This window comes from Bradyrhizobium sp. 186 (assembly GCF_023101685.1).
Classification (GTDB): Bacteria; Pseudomonadota; Alphaproteobacteria; order Rhizobiales; family Xanthobacteraceae; genus Bradyrhizobium.
The window spans coordinates 9,771,706-9,789,047 of sequence record NZ_CP082164.1; the positions used below are offsets into that span (position 1 = coordinate 9,771,706).

General features: G+C 64.8%; 17 protein-coding genes and 1 pseudogene. 13 read left to right on the forward strand and 5 right to left on the reverse strand.

The window, feature by feature from the left end; all coding sequences use genetic code 11:
- Nucleotides 1–86: 86 nt before the first annotated feature.
- Nucleotides 87–1,556, reverse strand: a complete 1,470-nt coding sequence (locus tag IVB18_RS46720; protein WP_247991899.1) for a HAMP domain-containing sensor histidine kinase — start codon at nucleotides 1,554–1,556, stop codon at nucleotides 87–89.
- 418 nt (nucleotides 1,557–1,974) lie between these two features.
- Between IVB18_RS46720 and rpmH the strand changes: the two genes are divergently transcribed.
- From rpmH to dapE, 10 genes are all read left to right on the forward strand, one after another.
- A complete protein-coding gene (rpmH, locus tag IVB18_RS46725) occupies nucleotides 1,975–2,109 on the forward strand; it encodes a 50S ribosomal protein L34 (RefSeq protein WP_008542748.1) in 135 nt (44 codons plus the stop codon).
- 27 nt (nucleotides 2,110–2,136) lie between these two features.
- Nucleotides 2,137–2,550, forward strand: a complete 414-nt coding sequence (rnpA, locus tag IVB18_RS46730; protein WP_247986786.1) for a ribonuclease P protein component — start codon at nucleotides 2,137–2,139, stop codon at nucleotides 2,548–2,550.
- A 17-nt stretch (nucleotides 2,551–2,567) separates the two neighbouring features.
- A complete protein-coding gene (gene yidC, locus IVB18_RS46735) occupies nucleotides 2,568–4,421 on the forward strand; it encodes a membrane protein insertase YidC (RefSeq protein ID WP_247991900.1) in 1,854 nt (617 codons plus the stop codon).
- A 143-nt stretch (nucleotides 4,422–4,564) separates the two neighbouring features.
- Complete coding sequence (gene yihA, locus IVB18_RS46740) at nucleotides 4,565–5,218, forward strand: ribosome biogenesis GTP-binding protein YihA/YsxC (protein WP_247986787.1); 654 nt, start codon at nucleotides 4,565–4,567, stop codon at nucleotides 5,216–5,218.
- Nucleotides 5,218–5,577 carry a DUF423 domain-containing protein gene (locus tag IVB18_RS46745; RefSeq protein ID WP_247986788.1) on the forward strand — a complete coding sequence of 120 codons (360 nt, stop codon included), beginning with the start codon at nucleotides 5,218–5,220 and terminating at the stop codon, nucleotides 5,575–5,577. Before yihA ends, IVB18_RS46745 begins: the two co-directional genes overlap by 1 nt.
- A 174-nt stretch (nucleotides 5,578–5,751) precedes the next feature.
- On the forward strand, nucleotides 5,752–6,639 hold the full coding sequence (gene argB, locus IVB18_RS46750; RefSeq protein ID WP_247986789.1) for an acetylglutamate kinase: 888 nt from the start codon (nucleotides 5,752–5,754) through the stop codon (nucleotides 6,637–6,639).
- 212 nt (nucleotides 6,640–6,851) lie between these two features.
- Nucleotides 6,852–7,838, forward strand: a complete 987-nt coding sequence (locus IVB18_RS46755) for a DUF1036 domain-containing protein (protein WP_247991901.1) — start codon at nucleotides 6,852–6,854, stop codon at nucleotides 7,836–7,838.
- Nucleotides 7,839–8,031: 193 nt separating this feature from the next.
- Nucleotides 8,032–8,721, forward strand: a complete 690-nt coding sequence (locus IVB18_RS46760) for a pyrimidine 5'-nucleotidase (RefSeq protein WP_247986790.1) — start codon at nucleotides 8,032–8,034, stop codon at nucleotides 8,719–8,721.
- Between the two features lie 212 nt (nucleotides 8,722–8,933).
- Nucleotides 8,934–9,779: a 2,3,4,5-tetrahydropyridine-2,6-dicarboxylate N-succinyltransferase gene (gene dapD, locus IVB18_RS46765; RefSeq protein WP_247986791.1), complete on the forward strand. Its 846-nt coding sequence runs from the start codon at nucleotides 8,934–8,936 to the stop codon at nucleotides 9,777–9,779.
- Between the two features lie 11 nt (nucleotides 9,780–9,790).
- On the forward strand, nucleotides 9,791–10,957 hold the full coding sequence (gene dapE / locus IVB18_RS46770) for a succinyl-diaminopimelate desuccinylase (protein WP_247986792.1): 1,167 nt from the start codon (nucleotides 9,791–9,793) through the stop codon (nucleotides 10,955–10,957).
- 403 nt (nucleotides 10,958–11,360) lie between these two features.
- Here dapE and IVB18_RS46775 read toward each other — a convergent pair.
- The 4 genes and pseudogenes from IVB18_RS46775 to def all read right to left on the reverse strand — a co-directional run bounded on the left by IVB18_RS46775 (nucleotide 11,361) and on the right by def (nucleotide 14,131).
- Nucleotides 11,361–11,697 (reverse strand): annotated as a pseudogene (locus IVB18_RS46775) (GIY-YIG nuclease family protein).
- Between the two features lie 23 nt (nucleotides 11,698–11,720).
- Nucleotides 11,721–12,458 (reverse strand): tRNA pseudouridine(38-40) synthase TruA, encoded by a 738-nt coding sequence (truA, locus tag IVB18_RS46780; protein WP_247986793.1) that lies wholly within the window; start codon nucleotides 12,456–12,458, stop codon nucleotides 11,721–11,723.
- Complete coding sequence (gene fmt / locus IVB18_RS46785; protein ID WP_247986794.1) at nucleotides 12,458–13,393, reverse strand: methionyl-tRNA formyltransferase; 936 nt, start codon at nucleotides 13,391–13,393, stop codon at nucleotides 12,458–12,460. Before fmt ends, truA begins: the two co-directional genes overlap by 1 nt.
- A 210-nt stretch (nucleotides 13,394–13,603) precedes the next feature.
- Nucleotides 13,604–14,131 carry a peptide deformylase gene (gene def / locus IVB18_RS46790; protein ID WP_247986795.1) on the reverse strand — a complete coding sequence of 176 codons (528 nt, stop codon included), beginning with the start codon at nucleotides 14,129–14,131 and terminating at the stop codon, nucleotides 13,604–13,606.
- Nucleotides 14,132–14,302: 171 nt separating this feature from the next.
- Between def and rmuC the strand changes: the two genes are divergently transcribed.
- The 3 genes from rmuC (at nucleotide 14,303) to IVB18_RS46805 (ending at nucleotide 17,335) form a co-directional block, all read left to right on the forward strand.
- Entirely contained in the window at nucleotides 14,303–15,502 is a 1,200-nt protein-coding gene (rmuC, locus tag IVB18_RS46795) for a DNA recombination protein RmuC (RefSeq protein WP_247986796.1), read from the forward strand.
- Nucleotides 15,503–15,580: 78 nt separating this feature from the next.
- The gene (locus IVB18_RS46800) at nucleotides 15,581–15,883 is read left to right on the forward strand and encodes a GIY-YIG nuclease family protein (protein ID WP_247986797.1); all 303 of its coding nucleotides are present in this window, start codon (nucleotides 15,581–15,583) and stop codon (nucleotides 15,881–15,883) included.
- A gap of 87 nt (nucleotides 15,884–15,970) precedes the next feature.
- Nucleotides 15,971–17,335: an MFS transporter gene (locus tag IVB18_RS46805; protein ID WP_247986798.1), complete on the forward strand. Its 1,365-nt coding sequence runs from the start codon at nucleotides 15,971–15,973 to the stop codon at nucleotides 17,333–17,335.
- Nucleotides 17,336–17,342 lie beyond the last annotated feature (7 nt).

The following is a 17,342-nucleotide window of genomic DNA, read 5'->3' on the forward strand; positions in this document are numbered from 1 at the left end:
GGCCCTTCGGGCCATCCCGGAATGACAAGAATCAAAGGTGCGCGGCACTAATCAAAGGTGCGCGGCACTCGGCCTCTGGAGGCCGACTACGCCCGCGCCCGCTCGTTGCGAATGGAGAGCAGTTCCACGGGGCGGTCGGGGATGACGATCCGGAAGGTGGCGCCGATGGTGCCTTCGACCAGATGGATGTCGCCGCCATGGGCGCGGACGAGCTCGGCGGCAATCGCCAGTCCAAGGCCGCTGCCGCCGGGGCGGCCGGAGGTCTGGAACGCCTCGAACAGGTGCTCCCGGGTCCTCTCGGGCACGCCCGGGCCGGTGTCGGAGACCTCGAGAATGGCGACGGCGCCCTCGCGCTTGCCGGTAATCCGGATCTGCTGGACCCCGCCGCTCTCGCCGGATGAATGGCTTTCCAGCGCCTGGGCGGCGTTGCGGACGAGGTTGAGCAGCACGCGGAAGAGCTGATCGGGATCGGCATCGACCGCAAGCCCGCGCTCGATCGCGGCGACCCAGGCGATCGAGGCGTCGCTGGCGAGGCCCGCGGTCTCGCGCACCTCCAGCACCACCGGCTCGATCAGGAGCATGCGGCGGTCGGGCGCAGCCTCCTGAGCGCGGCCGTAGGACAGCGTCGACTGGCAGAAGGCGATGGCGCGCTCCAGCGAGCGCACGAGCTTTGGCGCGAATCGCTGCACCCGCGGGTCCGGCACGCTGGCGAGCTGGTCCGACAGCAGCTGCGCCGAGGCCAGCAGATTGCGCAAATCGTGGTTGATCTTGGAGACGGCGAGGCCGAGCGCTGCGAGCCGGCTCTTCTGATTGAGCATCGACATCAGGTCGCGCTGCATGTCCGACAATTCGCGTTCGGCGACCCCGATCTCGTCGCTGCGCTGGCTCGGCACGATGATCCGCGCCGAGCTTTCAGGGTTTTCGTGGAAGCCGACCAGGCTCGCGGTGAGCCGCCGCATCGGTCGCACGAACAGGTAATGCAGCGCGAGGTAGACCAGGCCCGCGGTCAGCACCGCGATGATCAGCGCGACCACCACGACGTTGCGGGAGAAGCGGTACATCGACTGCCGCAGTGGCAGCTCGTCGGTGACGATCTCGATGAACTGGGCACTGCCGACGCCGGGCCCGACGATGCGGATGGCCTGGTTGCCGGTCTCCAGCATCATCCGGAATGAGCCGGTGATCGCCTCCCAGGCTGTCATGTCGCGCAGGTCGATGTCGTGCTCGATGGCAGCCGGCAAATTGTCGCTGGCGAGCAGCCGGCGCTGCTGCCCCATCTTGATCGCAACCGCGCGCGCGTTGATGCTTTTCAGGATCTGGCGCGACAGCGAATCGGGGACCATGCCGAGCGGCGCCGCATCGAGCACCAGCGCCGCCGTGTTGGCCGCCGCCACGCGGTCGTTCAGCCGATTGACCCAGAAGTTGGCGATCGCAGGCACGTAGAGCAGGATCGCCGCGATCATCACCAGTGGAACGGTCAGCAGCAGCAGCTTGCCGGACAGGCCGAGCCCGCGCGGCCCGCGCAGCCGCGTCACCGGCTGGTCCGGCTGATCCAGAGCTCGATCCAGAGCTCGATCCAGATCTTGGGTCGGCTGGAGGTCTGTCGCTACCACGAGTTTCGCCCCTGCTGGCCTTGGCTGACGAAGGATGCGACCCGCCCCGGGGTCCGGTCAAATTACGGATCGCTAATCTCCCGAGGTCGGATGTAGGCGCTGATACGGCGAGTCGCTACCTCAGGGGTTTAAAACCCCGCCGAAACAGTGATATTCAAGTGATATTCCATTCGCCTGCGCGGTCCTGCGGCGTTGACGACAAGGGGACGCTCCCTTATAAGCCGGCCAAATTGTCCGCGATGACCCGGTGCGACACCGGGAGCGGCTCTCTTAGGGCCGGAAAAGGGCCCTTTTGGGCCGTAACTTCCGGACTTTATCATCAATTCTACAGGCAAATTGCCCGGTCAGCGGAGAAAAACCCGTGAAGCGGACTTATCAACCCAGCAAACTGGTGCGCAAGCGCCGTCACGGCTTCCGTGCCCGCCTCGCCACTGCCGGCGGCCGCAAGGTTCTCGCCGCCCGCCGCGCCCGCGGCCGCAAGCGTCTGAGCGCCTGACCCGGCCCCCCTTTTTGGGATTTCATCATGGATCGGCTGAGGCAGCGGGCGGATTTCCTCGCCGTTGCCAATGGCGCGCGGGTGAATAGTCCCGCGTTCGTCCTGCAAAGCCGCAGCCGCGATGACAGCGGCCCGATCCGGATCGGCTTTACCGTTACCAAAAAGAACGGCAACGCTCCCGAGCGCAATCGCATCCGGCGCCGGCTTCGCGAATTGGTGAAGCGGCTCGATCCGGTGTCGATGCAGCCCCATCATGATTATGTGCTGGTTGGCCGAAGGGACGCGCTGTCGCGTGACTTCGCGACCATGCTCGACGACCTCCGCACGGCGTTCAGGAAGCCCGCGCGGCAGGCGCCCAAGGGAACGTCGAAGGGACGCGGTCCAAGAACCGACCGCACTCGGCCCAGCCCCGCTCCCGCAGCCAGCCGCAACCCGGATTGATGACGAGACATTAGATGATGACCGACAATCGCAACACCATCCTCGCCGTCATCCTGTCGGGCCTCGTCCTGATCGCCTGGCAGTATTTCTACAACGTGCCGCAGATGGAGAAGCAGCGCGCCCAGCAGACGCAGGCCGAGCTCCAGAAGGGCGCACCGCAGCCGACCGCGTCCGCAACGCCGGGCGCGGCGCCGCAGCCCGGCAGTGCGGCGCAGCCGTCAACGACGCCGGCTGTGAACCAGCAGGCCCAGCCGGTCGTCAGCCGCGACACCGCAATTGCCGCGGCGCCACGCGTGAAGATCGAGACGCCGCGGCTTGCCGGCAGCATCTCGCTGAAGGGCGGCCGCATCGACGACCTTGCGCTGGTGCAATACCGCGAAACGGTCAATCCGAGCTCGCCGCCGATCGTCCTCTATTCGCCCTCGGGCACCGCGGAGCCCTATTACGCCGAGTTCGGCTGGGTGCCCGCGACGGGCGTGTCGGCCAAGCTGCCGGACGCCCAGACCACCTGGCAGCAGGACGGCAGCGGCAACCTGACGCCGTCGACGCCGGTGGCGCTGAAATGGGACAATGGCGAGGGCCTGACCTTCCGCCGCACCATCGCGGTCGACGACCATTATCTCTTCACAGTCAAGGACGAGGTGAGCAATGTCGGCAACGCGCCGGTCACGCTCTATCCTTTCGCACTGATCTCGCGCCACGGCACGCCGCAGGTCTCGGGCTATTACATCCTGCATGAAGGCCTGATCGGCTATCTTGGCGACCAGGGCTTGCAGGAATACGCCTACAAGAAAATCGACGAAGCCAGGCAGGTGAGCTTCAAGGCCACCAACGGCTGGCTCGGCATGACCGACAAATACTGGGCCTCGGCGCTGCTGCCCGACACCAATGCCCAGCTTCAGGCGCGTTTCTCGTCGAACCCAACCGGCAACGTCCACACCTACCAGACCGACTATCTGCTCGATCCCGTCACCGTCGCGATCGGCGGCACCGCAACGGCGAACGCGCGGCTGTTCGCCGGCGCCAAGGAAGCCGGCGTGGTCGGCATCAACTTTCCGCTCGCCGGCCTCGGCGGCTACACCAAGGAGCTCGGCCTCAACCACTTCGATCTCTTGATCGACTGGGGCTGGTTCTACTTCATCACCAAGCCGATGTTCCTGGGGCTCGACTTCTTCTACCGCTTCTTCGGCAATTTCGGCATCTCGATCCTGCTCGTGACCGTGATCGTGAAGCTCTTGTTCTTCCCGCTGGCGAACAAGTCCTACGCCTCGATGGCGAAGATGAAGTCGATCCAGCCGCAGCTTCAGGGGCTGAAAGAGCGCTATCCCGACGACAAGGTGAAGCAGCAGCAGGAGATGATGGAGATCTACCGCAAGGAGAAGATCAATCCGGTCGCCGGCTGTCTTCCCGTGGTGATCCAGATCCCCGTGTTCTTCTCGCTCTACAAGGTGCTGTTCGTCACCATCGAGATGCGGCACGCGCCCTTCTACGGCTGGATCAAGGATCTCTCCGCGCCCGATCCGACCAATCTGTTCACCCTGTTCGGGCTGATCCCGTTCGACCCGACCACGCTCCCGCTGTTCGGCCATTACCTCGCGCTCGGCATCTGGCCGATCATCATGGGCATCACGATGTGGTTCCAGATGAAGCTGAACCCGACGCCGCCGGATCCGACCCAGCAGATGATCTTCAACTGGATGCCGCTGATCTTCACCTTCATGCTGGCGGGCTTCCCGGCGGGTCTCGTGATCTACTGGGCGTGGAACAATACGCTCTCGGTGCTCCAGCAGAGCTTCATCATGCGCCGCAACGGTGTGAAGGTGGAGCTGTTCGACAATCTCAAGGCGACGTTCGCGAAGAAGGCGACGTAGTATTCCGGCGTTGCCGGGCGCAACTGCCTCCACATCGTCATGCCCGGGCTTGTCCCGGGCATCCACGTCTTGGAAGCGGGCTCCGTGGCGAGACGTGGATGGCCGGGACAAGCCCGGCCATGACGAGAGGTAGAGGCCTTCGCATGACCGACGACACCGATGCGAAGCTGATCGAAACCGGGCGAAAGCTGTTCGCCCGCGACTGGCAGTTCATCTGGGCTTCGCCCTCGATTGCGACGCTGCCGCCGATGGCGGGGCTCGAGATCGCCTTTGCCGGCCGCTCCAATGTCGGCAAGTCGAGCCTGATCAACGCGCTGACCGGCCGCAACGCGCTCGCGCGCACCTCGCACACGCCGGGCCGCACCCAGGAGCTGATCTTCTTCGAGGTCCCCGGCAAGACCGACCTGCGGCTCGTCGACATGCCCGGCTATGGCTATGCCAAGGCACCCAAGACCCAGGTCGCATCCTGGACCGACCTGATTCACAAATTCCTGCTGGGCCGCGCCTCGCTCGCGCGCGTCTACCTGCTGATCGACGCCCGCCATGGGCTGAAGGACGTCGATCATGAAATCCTGGGAACGCTCGACCGCTCGGCCGTCAGCTATCAGATCGTGCTCACCAAGGCCGACCAGGTGAAGGCATCGGAGCTTGAATCCCGCATCGCCGAGACCGGCGTTGCGCTCGCCAAGCATCCCGCCGCGTTTCCGGATGTGCTGACGACGTCATCGCGCTCCGGGGCCGGAATGGCCGAGCTGCGCGCCGCGATGGCACGGCTGCTGGAAGAGCGGAGCTCTTGATGTTGCGGCCGTTGGTCGCCCTGGCCGGCCTGATGGGCGCCGCCGGCGTCGCGCTGGCGGCAGCCTCCGCCCATGGCGGCGATGCGAGCAGGCTCGCATCCGCAAGCGCCATGCTGCTGTTTCATGCAACTGCCATCCTCGCGGCGGTCGCGCTGATCGAACGCGGACTTCTGCACGGCGGAATTGGCCTTGCGGCTGGCTTCGGCTTCGCGATCGCTGCGGCGCTGTTCGCGGGCGACCTCACCTTGCGGCAGTATGCCGGACACGCGCTATTTCCCTACGCCGCGCCGACCGGCGGAACGCTGATGATTTTGAGCTGGCTGGCGGTGACGGCAGCGGCGGTGTGGCCCAAGAGCTGAGCCGTAGCCCGGATGGAGCGAAGCGCAATCCGGGACCACCGGCGCTTTTGGCACGAGACCCGGATTTCGCTTCGCTCCATTCGGGCTACATGGCGGCATGCCAGCAACGCTTTGCGCCTCGCCCGCCAATCGGATAGAACGCGGCCCGACAGTCCCGCCAGCGAGATCCGCCTCATGACCGAAATCTCACCGCTCGACCAGGCCCGCATCCTGTCCGAAGCGCTGCCGCACATGCAGCAGTATGACGAAGAAACCATCGTCATCAAATATGGCGGCCATGCCATGGGCGACGAGGAGACGGCGAAGAACTTTGCCCGCGACATCGTGCTGCTCGAGCAGACCGCGATCAACCCGGTGGTCGTGCATGGCGGCGGGCCGCAGATCGCGACCATGCTCAAGCGCCTCGGCATCGTCTCGGAGTTCGCCGCCGGCCTGCGTATCACCGACGCCGCGACCATCGAGATCGTCGAGATGGTGCTCGCCGGCTCCATCAACAAGTCGCTGGTCGGCTACATCAACGAAGCCGGCGGCAAGGCGGTCGGCCTCTGCGGCAAGGACGGCAACATGGTCACCGCGTCGAAGGCGACGCGGACCATGGTCGACCCGGACTCTCATATCGAGAAGGTGGTCGATCTCGGCTTCGTCGGCGAGCCGGAGAAGGTCGATCTGACGCTGCTCAACCAGCTGATCGGCTACGAGCTGATCCCGGTGCTGGCGCCGCTTGCGACTTCGAAGACGGGGCAGACCTTCAACGTCAATGCCGACACCTTCGCCGGCGCCGTCGCCGGCGCGCTGAAAGCAAAACGCCTGCTGCTGCTCACCGACGTGCCGGGCGTGCTCGACAAGTCGAAGAAGCTGATCCCGCAGCTCTCGGTGAAGGACGCGCGAAAGCTGATCGCCGACGGCACCATTTCCGGCGGCATGATTCCGAAGGTCGAGACCTGCATCTACGCGCTCGAACAGGGCGTGCAGGGCGTCGTCATCATCGACGGCAAGATGCAGCACGCCGTGCTGCTCGAGCTCTTCACCAACCAGGGCACGGGGACGCTGATCCACAAGTGATGAAGAGCGGGCCAAAGAAAGCCGTCATGGCCGGGCAAGAGCGCGAAGCGCGTCTTCGCGAAGATGTCCCGGGCATCCACGTTCTTTCTTCAACGCCGAAACAAGGCGTGGATGGCCGGGAGCTTTCCGTCGGGACGCGCTTCGCGCTTTTGCCCGGCCATGACGAACCGAGAATGTGGCCGCGCCGCCGCTCGACCTCGACTCGCTTCCTGATGGCGCTGCCCGCCGCCGCGGTCTCGTTCTTCTTCTCCTCCGCACCAGCGTTCGCCGACCTCAAGATCTGCAACCGCATGTCCTATGTCGTGGAGGCCGCCATCGGCATCGATGACAAGGCGGCGACCGCTACGCGCGGCTGGTTCAGGATCGATCCCGCCACCTGCCGCGTGGTGGTGCAGGGCACGCTGTCCGCCGACCGCATCCTGCTCAACGCCCGCGCGCTCGGCGTCTATGGCGCCTCCCCGATCCCGCAGAACGGCAGCGACATGCTCTGCGTGGCGCAGGATAATTTCGTCATCGCCGCCGCGCGGCAGTGCCGCAGCGGCCAGACCCAGGCCGCCTTCACCCAGATCACGCCGACGCAGGGCGACGACGGCAACTTCACCGCTTACCTCGCCGAAGATTCCGAATATGACGACGAGCAGGCACGGCTCGCCGGCATCCAGCGGCTCCTGGTGATCGCCGGCTATGACGCCGCCCCAATCGACGGCGTCGACGGGCCGAAGACGCAGGCAGCGCTCGCAGCCTTCCTGAAGAGCCGCGGGTTGCCGTTGGACACCATGCAGTCGCCCAATCTCTTCAAGACAATGGTCGACGCGGTGCAGACGCCGTCGGCGAGCGGCCTGACCTGGTGCAACGACACGCCGCACAAGGTGATGGCGGCGGTCGCCACCGACGACGGCAAGTCGGTGACAAGCCGCGGCTGGTATCGCATCGATCCCAAGACGTGCCTGCACCCCGACGTGACCGGGCAGCCGAAGCAGATCTTCAGCTTCGCGGAAGCTATCGATGCCGACAACCGCGTTATCAAGCAGAAGGACCGGCCGCTGAACTGGGGCGGCGACAAGCAGCTTTGCACACGCGAGACCAAGTTCGAGACCAACGAGCAGACCGATTGCCCCGCGCGCGGATTTGCGGCGACGGGTTTTGGGGTGGTGGATATGTCGAGCGGCGGCAAGACGCTGCGGTTCGCGATGCCGTGATTGCTTTTGTGATGACGCAACAAACACCATCGTCGTCCCGGCGAAGGCCGGGACCCATAACCACAGGATTGGGTTTTGCGAAGAACGACGACCAGCGTGCCCCATTGATAGATCACGCGGTATGGGTCCCGGCCTTCGCCGGGACGACGGCGGAAAGTTGGGGGGCCACTCCGATAACGAATAGAGAGCCGCAATGACCTCCCCTCGCACCTTCGCCCGCATCGACACCTGGGTGTTCGACCTCGACAACACGCTCTATCCGCATCACGTCAATCTGTGGCAGCAGGTCGATGCGCGGATCGGGGAGTTCGTTTGCAATTGGCTCAACGTGACGCCTGCGGAAGCGCGCAAGATCCAGAAGGATTACTATCTGCGCTTCGGCACCACCATGCGCGGCATGATGACCCTGCATGGCGTGCGCGCCGACGACTACCTCGCCTATGTGCACAAGATCGATCATTCGCCGCTGGCGCCGAACCAGGCGCTTGGCGAAGCCATCGCAAAGCTGCCCGGGCGCAAGCTGATCCTGACCAACGGTTCGGTCGACCATGTCGATGCGGTGCTGTCGCGGCTCGGCCTCACCACGCATTTCGACGGCGTATTCGACATCATCGCGGCGGAGTTCGAACCTAAGCCGGCGCCGCAGACCTACCGGAAATTTCTCGGCGATCATACGGTCGATCCGACCCGGGCCGCGATGTTCGAGGACCTCGCCCGCAACCTCACCGTCCCGCACGAGCTCGGCATGACCACGGTGCTGGTGGTGCCCGATGGCACGAAGGAAGTGGTGCGTGAGGACTGGGAACTGGAGGGCCGGGATGCGGCCCATGTCGACCACGTCACGGATGATCTGACGGGGTTTTTGGCGGGGCTGTCGCGTTAGGCCACCGTAGCCCGGATGGAGCGAAGCGTAATCCGGGGCAACTCACCGCAGGGGAGACTTTCCCGGATTACGCTTCGCTCCATCCGGGCTACTACCTTCCCCGCTTCGCGCGCCCCGGGACGACGGTGGAGTATGCCTTGACTCCGTCCCCTCAAATCCCGAAAAAGTCCCCCAATCCGCTACAAATCCTGCCTTCCCGAGAGGAAATGCCGATGTCCCTCCAAGCCCTCGAATCCACCATCAACGGCGCCTTCGACGCGCGCGACGGCATTTCGACCTCGACCAAGGGCGAGGTGCGCGAGGCCGTGGACCAGGCGCTGGAGATTCTGGACAAGGGCGAGGCGCGCGTCGCCGAGCGCGGGGCCGATGGCAAGTGGAAGGTCAATCAATGGCTGAAGAAGGCCGTGCTGCTGTCGTTCCGTCTCAACGACATGGGCGCCATTCCGGGCGGCCCCGGCAAGGCGACCTGGTGGGACAAGGTACCCTCGAAGTTCGACGGCTGGGGCGAGAACCGGTTCCGCGACGCCGGTTTTCGCGCCGTTCCCGGCTCGATCGTGCGCCGCTCCGCCTTCATCGCCCGCAACGTCGTGCTGATGCCGTCCTTCGTCAATCTCGGCGCCTATGTCGATGAATCGACCATGATCGACACCTGGTCGACGGTCGGCTCCTGCGCGCAGATCGGCAAGCGCGTGCACATCTCCGGCGGCGTCGGCATCGGCGGCGTGCTCGAGCCGCTCCAGGCCGAGCCCGTGATCATCGAGGACGACTGCTTCATCGGCGCGCGATCCGAGGTCGCCGAGGGCGTCATCGTACGCAAGGGTGCGGTGCTGTCGATGGGCGTATTCCTGGGCGCCTCGACCAAGATCGTTGACCGCGAGACCGGCGAAATCTTCGTTGGCGAAGTGCCGGAATATTCGGTTGTGGTGCCCGGCGCGCTGCCCGGCAAGCCGATGAAGAACGGCCAGATGGGCCCGAGCACCGCCTGCGCCGTCATCGTCAAGCGCGTCGACGAACGCACGCGGTCGAAGACCAGCATCAACGAGCTGCTGCGGGATTGATCTTCTCCGTCATGACCGATGCCCTGTCCATTGCCCGCGATCTGATCCGCTGCCCTTCGGTAACCCCGGCCGATGCCGGTGCGCTGGGCGTGCTTGAAAAAGCCCTGAACGCAGCTGGCTTCACCTGCCACCGCGTGACGTTCTCCGAACCCGGCACCGCCGACGTCGACAATCTCTATGCGCGGATCGGCAGCGAAGGCCCGCACATCACCTTTGCCGGCCACACCGACGTGGTGCCGCCCGGCGACGAGAGCGCCTGGAGCGTCGGCGCGTTCTCCGGCGATGTGAAGGACGGCTTTCTGCACGGCCGCGGCGCGGTCGACATGAAGGGCGGCATCGCCTGCTCGGTTGCCGCGGTGCTGGAGCATCTCGCCACCAATGGCGGCAAGCCGCGCGCGGACGGCAACGGCTCGATCTCGTTCCTGATCACCGGCGACGAGGAAGACGTTTCCATCAACGGCACGATCAAGCTGCTGCAATGGGCCGCCGAGCGTGGCGAAAAATTCGATCATTGCGTGCTCGGCGAGCCCTCCAATGTCGAGACGCTCGGCGACACCATCAAGGTCGGCCGCCGCGGCTCGCAATCCGGCACGCTTTTCGTCGACGGCGTACAGGGTCACGTCGCCTATCCGCACCGCGCCGCCAATCCGGTGCCGGACATCTCGCGGCTGATCGTGGCGATCTCCGACGAGCCGCTCGACCACGGCAGCGCGGCGTTCCAGGCCTCCAATCTCGAATTCACCTCGGTCGACGTCGGCAACACCGCCAACAATGTCATCCCCGGCCAGGCGCGCGCAAAATTCAACATCCGCTACAACGACAACCACACCCAGGCGAGCCTGCGCGAGCTGGTCGAGATGCGGCTGACCCAAGCCTGCGGCAACCGCATCCGCGCCCGCATCGTCTGGGAGCCGTCCAACTCCAACGTGTTCGTCACCAAGCCGGGCCCGTTCACCGATCTCGCGGTGTCCGCGATCGAGGACGTGACGGGCCGCAAGCCCGAGCTGTCAACCAGCGGCGGCACCTCGGATGCGCGGTTCATCTCGAGCTATTGCCCGGTGATCGAGTTCGGCCTGGTCGGCCAGACCATGCACCAGATCGACGAGCGCGTGCCGGTGGTCGATCTGGAGCAGCTGACGAAGGTGTATCGGGGGATATTGGCAAGGTATTTTGCCTGAATCGCTACTTTACCAGGCGCTCCGCCGTCATGCCCGGGCTTGTCCCACGGCTGTCCGGTTCAGGCAAAACGGTTGCAACGAGACGCATCGACTCGTAATGAGCGCAAAATTCATTGATATGACTCACGATTTTTGCGCTCTCGTTTTAGCCGAGCGACCCGCAGCGGAGTATGCTGAGGTCCGCAATGAAGAAAATTTGCGGTGTTCTCGCGAACAACAAGTCTTCGCAGCTATGCCCCGACGCCATTAATTGACTCTAGCGACTCGCTTTTTGACGCCGAAGCCTGAACCGGACAGCCGTGGGCTTGTCCCGGGCATCCACGTTCTTTGCGCCGGCAAAGGAAGAACGTGGATGGCCGGGACAAGCCCGGCCATGACGTTGTGGTGAGAGCCCGCGCACGTCTCACTGGGTGATCGTGTCGTAGAGGTCCTTCCACTCGGGATTGTCTCTGAGTATCAGCCGCACCTTCCACTTACGCGGCCAGTGCTTGATGTTGTGCTCGCGCTGGATGGCGGTTTGGATTTCCTCGTAGCGCTCGAAATAGACAAGACGCTTCACGGCGTACTTCTTGGTAAAGCCTGCTACCAAGCCCCTCGCGATGCTCATATGTTCGCCGCACGAGATCATTCGTGACGCCGACATACAAAATGCCATTTGGCGCGCTCGCCAGGATGTACACCCATCCGCCTTGCATGGTCGCATGTTGACGCACGTGGATGGCCGGGACAAGCCCGGCCATGACGCCGGGGTCGGCCTCTCGCCTCAATAATCCACCTTCACCAGATACAGCCCGTCCGGCGGGGCGACGATGCCGCAGGCGGCGCGGTTGCGGGCCTGCAAGGCTGCGGAGAGATCGTCCGAGGTCCAGCGGCCTTCACCGACCCAGACCAGCGAACCGACCATTGAGCGGACCTGGCTGTGCAGGAACGAGCGCGCGGAGGTGAGGATCGTCACCTCGCGGCCGTCGCGCAGCACGTCGAGCTGATCGAGCGTCTTCTCCGCCGATTTGGCCTGGCACTCGGTATCGCGGAACGTCGTGAAATCGTGCTTGCCGAGCAGGCGCTGGGCGGCGGCATGCATCGCTTCCGCATCGAGCCGGCGCGGCACGCGCCAGGCGTGGCCGATGTCGAGCGCGAGATTGGCCCGGGTGTTGACGATGCGGTAGCGATAGTGGCGTTTGACCGCCGAGAACCGCGCCTCGAAGGCATCCGGCACGATCTCGGCTTCGAGCACCGCGACCGGATGCGGGCGCAAATGCGCGTTCAACCCGTCGCGAAAACGGCCCGGCGGAAACTGCTTCTCGATGTCGACATGCGCGACCTGGCCGATCGCGTGCACGCCGGCGTCGGTGCGGCCGGCGCCATGCACGCGCACATCCGCGCCGGTCATCGCTTTCACCGCAGCTTCCAACGCGCCCTGCACAGAAGGCAGCGTCTCCTGCACCTGCCAGCCGAAGAACGGCGCGCCGTCATATTCGATGATGAGCTTGTAGCGGGGCATCAGGCCAGCCGCATCGGCGGCTTCAGCGGCACGCCGCGCAGGAAATCCGCCGCCTGCATCCGCGCCTTGCCTTCGCGCTGGAGCTCGAGAATGCGGATCGCGCCGTCGCCGCAGGCGATGGTGAGCTGGTCGTCGAGCACCTCGCCCGGCGCGCCGGAGCCCTTCACCAGCTCACAGCGCAGGATTTTGACACGTGCATTCTCGCTCGCGCCGGCAAGCTCGGCCCAGGCCCCGGGAAACGGCGACAGACCATGGATGTGGCGCAGCACGTCGCGCGCGGGCTTGGTCCAGTCGACGCGCGCCTCGCTCTTGTCGATCTTGGCCGCATAGGTGACACCCTGCTCGCTCTGCTTCTTGAGCTGGAGCCCGCCGCGCCCAAGCGCCGCCATCGCGCGCACCATCAAATCGGCGCCGAGCCGGGACAGGCGATCGTGCAGGTCGGCAGCAGTCATTGTGTCGGATAGCGCCAGCCGTTCGGCCATGGCGACGTCGCCGGTATCCAGGCCGACATCCATCTTCATCACCATCACGCCGCTCTCGGCATCACCGGCCATGATGGCGCGGTTGATCGGCGCAGCACCGCGCCAGCGCGGCAACAGCGAGGCGTGCAGATTGTAGCAGCCGAGCTTTGGCGCATCGAGAATAGCCTGCGGCAGGATCATGCCGTAGGCGACGACGACCGCTGCATCCGCGTTAAACGCGCGAAACTCGTCGAGCGCTTCCGGTGACTTCAGCGTCTTCGGCGTCAGCACGGGAACGCCGAGTTTTCGCGCGGCCTCTTCTACCGGCGTCGGCTGCAATTGCAGGCCGCGCCGCCCGCCCGGCTTCGGCGCGCGGGTGTAGACGGCCACGATCTCGTGGCCGTGCGCGACGAGTTCGAGCAGTGTCGGCACGGAGAAATCGGGCGTGCCCATGAAGATGAGGCGGAGGGGCATCAACAGCACTCACTGCGTTCCCTCCCCCCTTGCGGGGGAGGGCTAGGGAGGGGGGTGCCACACGGCGCGCTCTCTCCATTTGGACGTTCGCGGCGCGCATTCTTTCTCGACGAGGGATAGACCTTTTCCTGGGCTACCCCCCTCCCCTGCCCTCCCCCGCAAGGGGGGAGGGAGTCTACTGAGCAAGCGGCGACATGATGCACTCTATAATCACTCCTCCGCGCGTTTGGCGGCTTTCTCGAACTTCTTCAGAACGCGGTCGCGCTTGAGCTTTGACAGATAGTCGACGAACAGCACGCCGTTGAGATGGTCGATCTCGTGCTGGATGCAGGTGGCATAGATGCCTTCGGCGTCCTCCTCGTGCACCTTGCCGTCGAGATCGGTGAAGCGCACGCGCACCTTGGCGGGACGTTCGACCTCCTCGTAATATTCGGGGATCGAGAGGCAGCCTTCCTCGTAGACCGACAGCTCCTCGGACGAGGCGATGATCTCCGGATTGATGAACACGCGCGGCTCCGGCGTGGTCTCGCCGTTCTCGTCGCGCTTGGCGAGGTCCATGGTGATGAGCCGCAGCGGCTGCGCGACCTGGATCGCCGCCAGCCCGATGCCGGGCGCGTCGTACATGGTCTCGAACATGTCGTCGGCAAGCCTGCGGATCTCCGGCGTGACCTTCTCGATCGGCTTGGAGACCAGACGCAGCTGCCTGTCGGGCAGGATGATGATTTCTCTGAGGGCCATGGCGGCGATTTAAGCCGCGCGCCGGATGCGGTCAATGCGGCCAGGAACTCCGTTAACGATCCGCTAACCATAAAACTTTGGGTTTCGTTAACCATAAAAATTAATGGGGCATTTACCATAAATGTTCGCTATTCGTTCGTGCGGACACGCGAATCGGCTAGAAGAACGAGCATGAACGAGATCATTTTCTTGGCTGGCGACTGGCCGGTGCGCACGGTGGACGCGCTGATCGGCTTCGGCGCGCTGGTCCTCATCCTGCTGCTGGTGATCGCCGTCGTGATCGCGCGCTCAGGGCGGCGCGGGGCGGAACTGGCGATGGCCAATGCGATCCGTGCGGACGAGCTCGAGGAGCGCCTGAGCCAGGTGCTGCACGTCCAGAGCGAGGCTTCTGGCCGGGTCGACGCCATGACCCAGACGCTCGCCGGCCGCCAGGCCGACATGGCGCGCGCGGTCAACGAGCGGCTGGATTCGGTGACCCACCGCGTCGGCCAGTCCATGGAGCACACCACCCGCAACACCATGGAGAGCCTGCGCGCGCTGCACGAGCGGCTCGGCATCATTGACAGCGCGCACAAGAACCTCACCGACCTCACCACGCAGGTCACCACCTTGCGCGACGTGCTCGCCAACAAGCAGTCGCGCGGCGCCTTCGGTCAGGCGCGGATGGAGGCGATCGTCCAGGACGGATTGCCGAAGGGCGCCTACGCGTTCCAGTTCACGCTCTCGACCGGAAAGCGGCCGGACTGCGTGGTGTTCCTGCCCGACCAGCGGCCGCTCTGCATCGACGCAAAGTTTCCGCTCGAAGCGATGACTGCGCTGCACGACGCGCGTAGCGACGAGGAGCGGCGCATTGCCACGCAACGCCTGCGCAGCGACGTGATGAAGCATGTCAGCGACATCGCCGACAAATATCTCGTCACGGGCGAGACCCAGGAGATGGCGCTGATGTTCGTGCCGTCGGAATCCGTCTACGCCGAGATCCACGACGGTTTCGACGACGTGATCCAGAAGGCCTATCGCGCCCGTGTCGTGCTGGTGTCGCCCTCGCTGCTGATGCTCGCAATCCAGGTGATGCAGCAGATCATGAAGGACGCGCGCATGCGCGACGCCGCCGACCAGATCCGCACCGAGGTGATCAAGCTCGGAGACGACCTCGGCCGCCTCAGGGACCGCGTGCTGAAACTCCAGAAGCATTTTGCCGACGCGAACGAGGACGTGCGGCAGGTGCTGATCTCCGCCGACAAGATCGAAAAACGAGCGGGACGGATCGAGGAGCTGGATTTCAGCAAGACCGACGCGCCCGAAGGCCCGCACCTGGTGGCGACCGGTGCCGCCGAGCTGTTCCCGCGCAAGCTCCAGGCGGGGGAGTAACCTGTTCGAGACTGCCGCCACAACCTCGGCTGTCGTCGCCCGGCTTGACCGGGCGACCCAGTATCCCAGAGACGCCAAATGGGAACGCGCAGCTACTACGTCTACATACTCGCTAGCAAGATCGGCGGCACCCTCTACATCGGCGTGACCAATGATCTCATCCGCCGGGTAGCGGAACACAAATCAAAGCTGATTGAGAGCTTCACAGAGCAGTACGACGTCGTCAGGCTCGTCTACTTCGAGCAGTTCGATGATCCCGAGAACGCGATCAGGCGCGAGAAGCGACTCAAGAAATGGAAGCCAGCGTGGAAGATCGCGCTGATCGAGAAAGAAAATCCGGACTGGAATGATCTTTATCCGGAGATAGCAGGTCCCCCATAACCCCTGCCTCTGGAATACTGGATCGCCCGGTCAAGCCGGGCGACGACACCTCACTTGTGGCAGCCAGAATCTGCTAACACCTCCCGCATGACCGCACCCGACGCGACCTCCCCCGCCGGCACCGAGACCCCAACCGCCTCCTGGCGCGACGGCCTTGCCGTGTACCTGCAGCCGCGGGTGCTGATCGTGCTGTTTCTCGGCTTCTCCTCCGGGCTGCCGCTGGCGCTGTCGGGGTCGACGCTGCTGGTGTGGATGCGCGAGGCCGGCGTCGATCTCGGCACCATCGGGCTGTTTGCGCTGGTCGGCACGCCCTATACGCTGAAATTCCTGTGGGCGCCGCTGGTGGATGCGCTGCATGTGCCGCTGTTCACGCGCGCGTTCGGACGGCGGCGCGGCTGGCTGCTGTTCTCGCAATTGCTGCTGATCATCGCGATCCTGCTGCTCGCGCTGACCGATCCGGCGCGCTCGCCTTTCTACGTCGCGCTCGGCGCGCTGCTGGTGGCGGCGATGTCCTCGACGCAGGACATCGTGGTCGACGCCTTCCGCGTCGAGAGCCTGCCGGAGAGCGAGCAGGCCGCCGGCATGGCCTCTTATGTCGCGGCCTACCGCATCGGCATGCTGGTCTCGACCGCGGGCGCGCTCTTCATCGTCTCCGGCTTCGAGAGCTCCGGCATTTCCCGCACATCCGCCTGGATGTGGGGCTATGTGGTGATGGCGGCGATGGTGCTGATCGGGACGATCACGGCGCTGGCCGCGACCGAGCCCGAGCAATCGGTACGGGCCGAAGCAGCGACGCAAGCCGAGACCGCGTTCGCACGCGTGTTGCATGCGGCGATCGGCGCTTTCTCGGAATTCCTGTCGCGCAAGGATGCACTCGCCGCGCTGGCCTTCGTGGTGCTGTTCAAGTTCACCGACGCGTTCTCCGGCACCATGACGGCGCCGTTCGTGATCGACCTCGGCTTCTCCCGCAATGATTATGCGGCGATCGTGAAGGGCGTTGGTCTTGCCGCGACGCTGATCGGCGGTTTTGCCGGCGGCTTTGTTGCGCGGCGTTATTCGCTCGCGACCAGCTTGTGGATCGGCGGCGTGGTGCAGGCGGTCGCCAACCTCTCCTTCTCATGGCTGGCTGTGGCCGGCACCAACCAATGGGCGCTGGCCTTCGCCATCACCTGCGAGAATTTCACCAGCGCCATCGGCACCGTGATCTTCGTCGCCTATCTCTCGGCGCTATGCCAGAACCCGCTGCACACGGCGACGCAATATGCGCTACTCACGGCGCTCGCTGCGGTCGGGCGCACGTATCTCTCGTCGGTGGCAGGCTATGTCGCCAAGGCGACCGGCTGGCCGCTGTTCTTCGTGATCTGCGTGCTGGCGGCGATCCCGAGCCTGATGCTGCTCAGTTGGCTCCAGAAGCGCGGGCATTTCGAGGCGCTGGGGCCGGTGCGGGTTTAGCCCGAAG

Excerpts from the sequence above, each read along its gene's own strand:
- fmt (WP_247986794.1), bottom strand. The coding sequence starts at position 13,393 with ATGCCCCTCCGCCTCATCTTCATGGGCACGCCCGATTTCTCCGTGCCG.
- rmuC (WP_247986796.1), top strand. The coding sequence starts at position 14,303 with ATGAACGAGATCATTTTCTTGGCTGGCGACTGGCCGGTGCGCACGGTG.
- IVB18_RS46760 (WP_247986790.1), top strand. The coding sequence starts at position 8,032 with ATGACCTCCCCTCGCACCTTCGCCCGCATCGACACCTGGGTGTTCGAC.
- argB (WP_247986789.1), top strand. The coding sequence starts at position 5,752 with ATGACCGAAATCTCACCGCTCGACCAGGCCCGCATCCTGTCCGAAGCG.
- yidC (WP_247991900.1), top strand. The coding sequence starts at position 2,568 with ATGACCGACAATCGCAACACCATCCTCGCCGTCATCCTGTCGGGCCTC.
- dapD (WP_247986791.1), top strand. The coding sequence starts at position 8,934 with ATGTCCCTCCAAGCCCTCGAATCCACCATCAACGGCGCCTTCGACGCG.
- rnpA (WP_247986786.1), top strand. The coding sequence starts at position 2,137 with ATGGATCGGCTGAGGCAGCGGGCGGATTTCCTCGCCGTTGCCAATGGC.
- def (WP_247986795.1), bottom strand. The coding sequence starts at position 14,131 with ATGGCCCTCAGAGAAATCATCATCCTGCCCGACAGGCAGCTGCGTCTG.
- IVB18_RS46800 (WP_247986797.1), top strand. The coding sequence starts at position 15,581 with ATGGGAACGCGCAGCTACTACGTCTACATACTCGCTAGCAAGATCGGC.
- IVB18_RS46805 (WP_247986798.1), top strand. The coding sequence starts at position 15,971 with ATGACCGCACCCGACGCGACCTCCCCCGCCGGCACCGAGACCCCAACC.
- truA (WP_247986793.1), bottom strand. The coding sequence starts at position 12,458 with ATGCCCCGCTACAAGCTCATCATCGAATATGACGGCGCGCCGTTCTTC.
- yihA (WP_247986787.1), top strand. The coding sequence starts at position 4,565 with ATGACCGACGACACCGATGCGAAGCTGATCGAAACCGGGCGAAAGCTG.
- IVB18_RS46755 (WP_247991901.1), top strand. The coding sequence starts at position 6,852 with ATGGCGCTGCCCGCCGCCGCGGTCTCGTTCTTCTTCTCCTCCGCACCA.
- dapE (WP_247986792.1), top strand. The coding sequence starts at position 9,791 with ATGACCGATGCCCTGTCCATTGCCCGCGATCTGATCCGCTGCCCTTCG.
- IVB18_RS46745 (WP_247986788.1), top strand. The coding sequence starts at position 5,218 with ATGTTGCGGCCGTTGGTCGCCCTGGCCGGCCTGATGGGCGCCGCCGGC.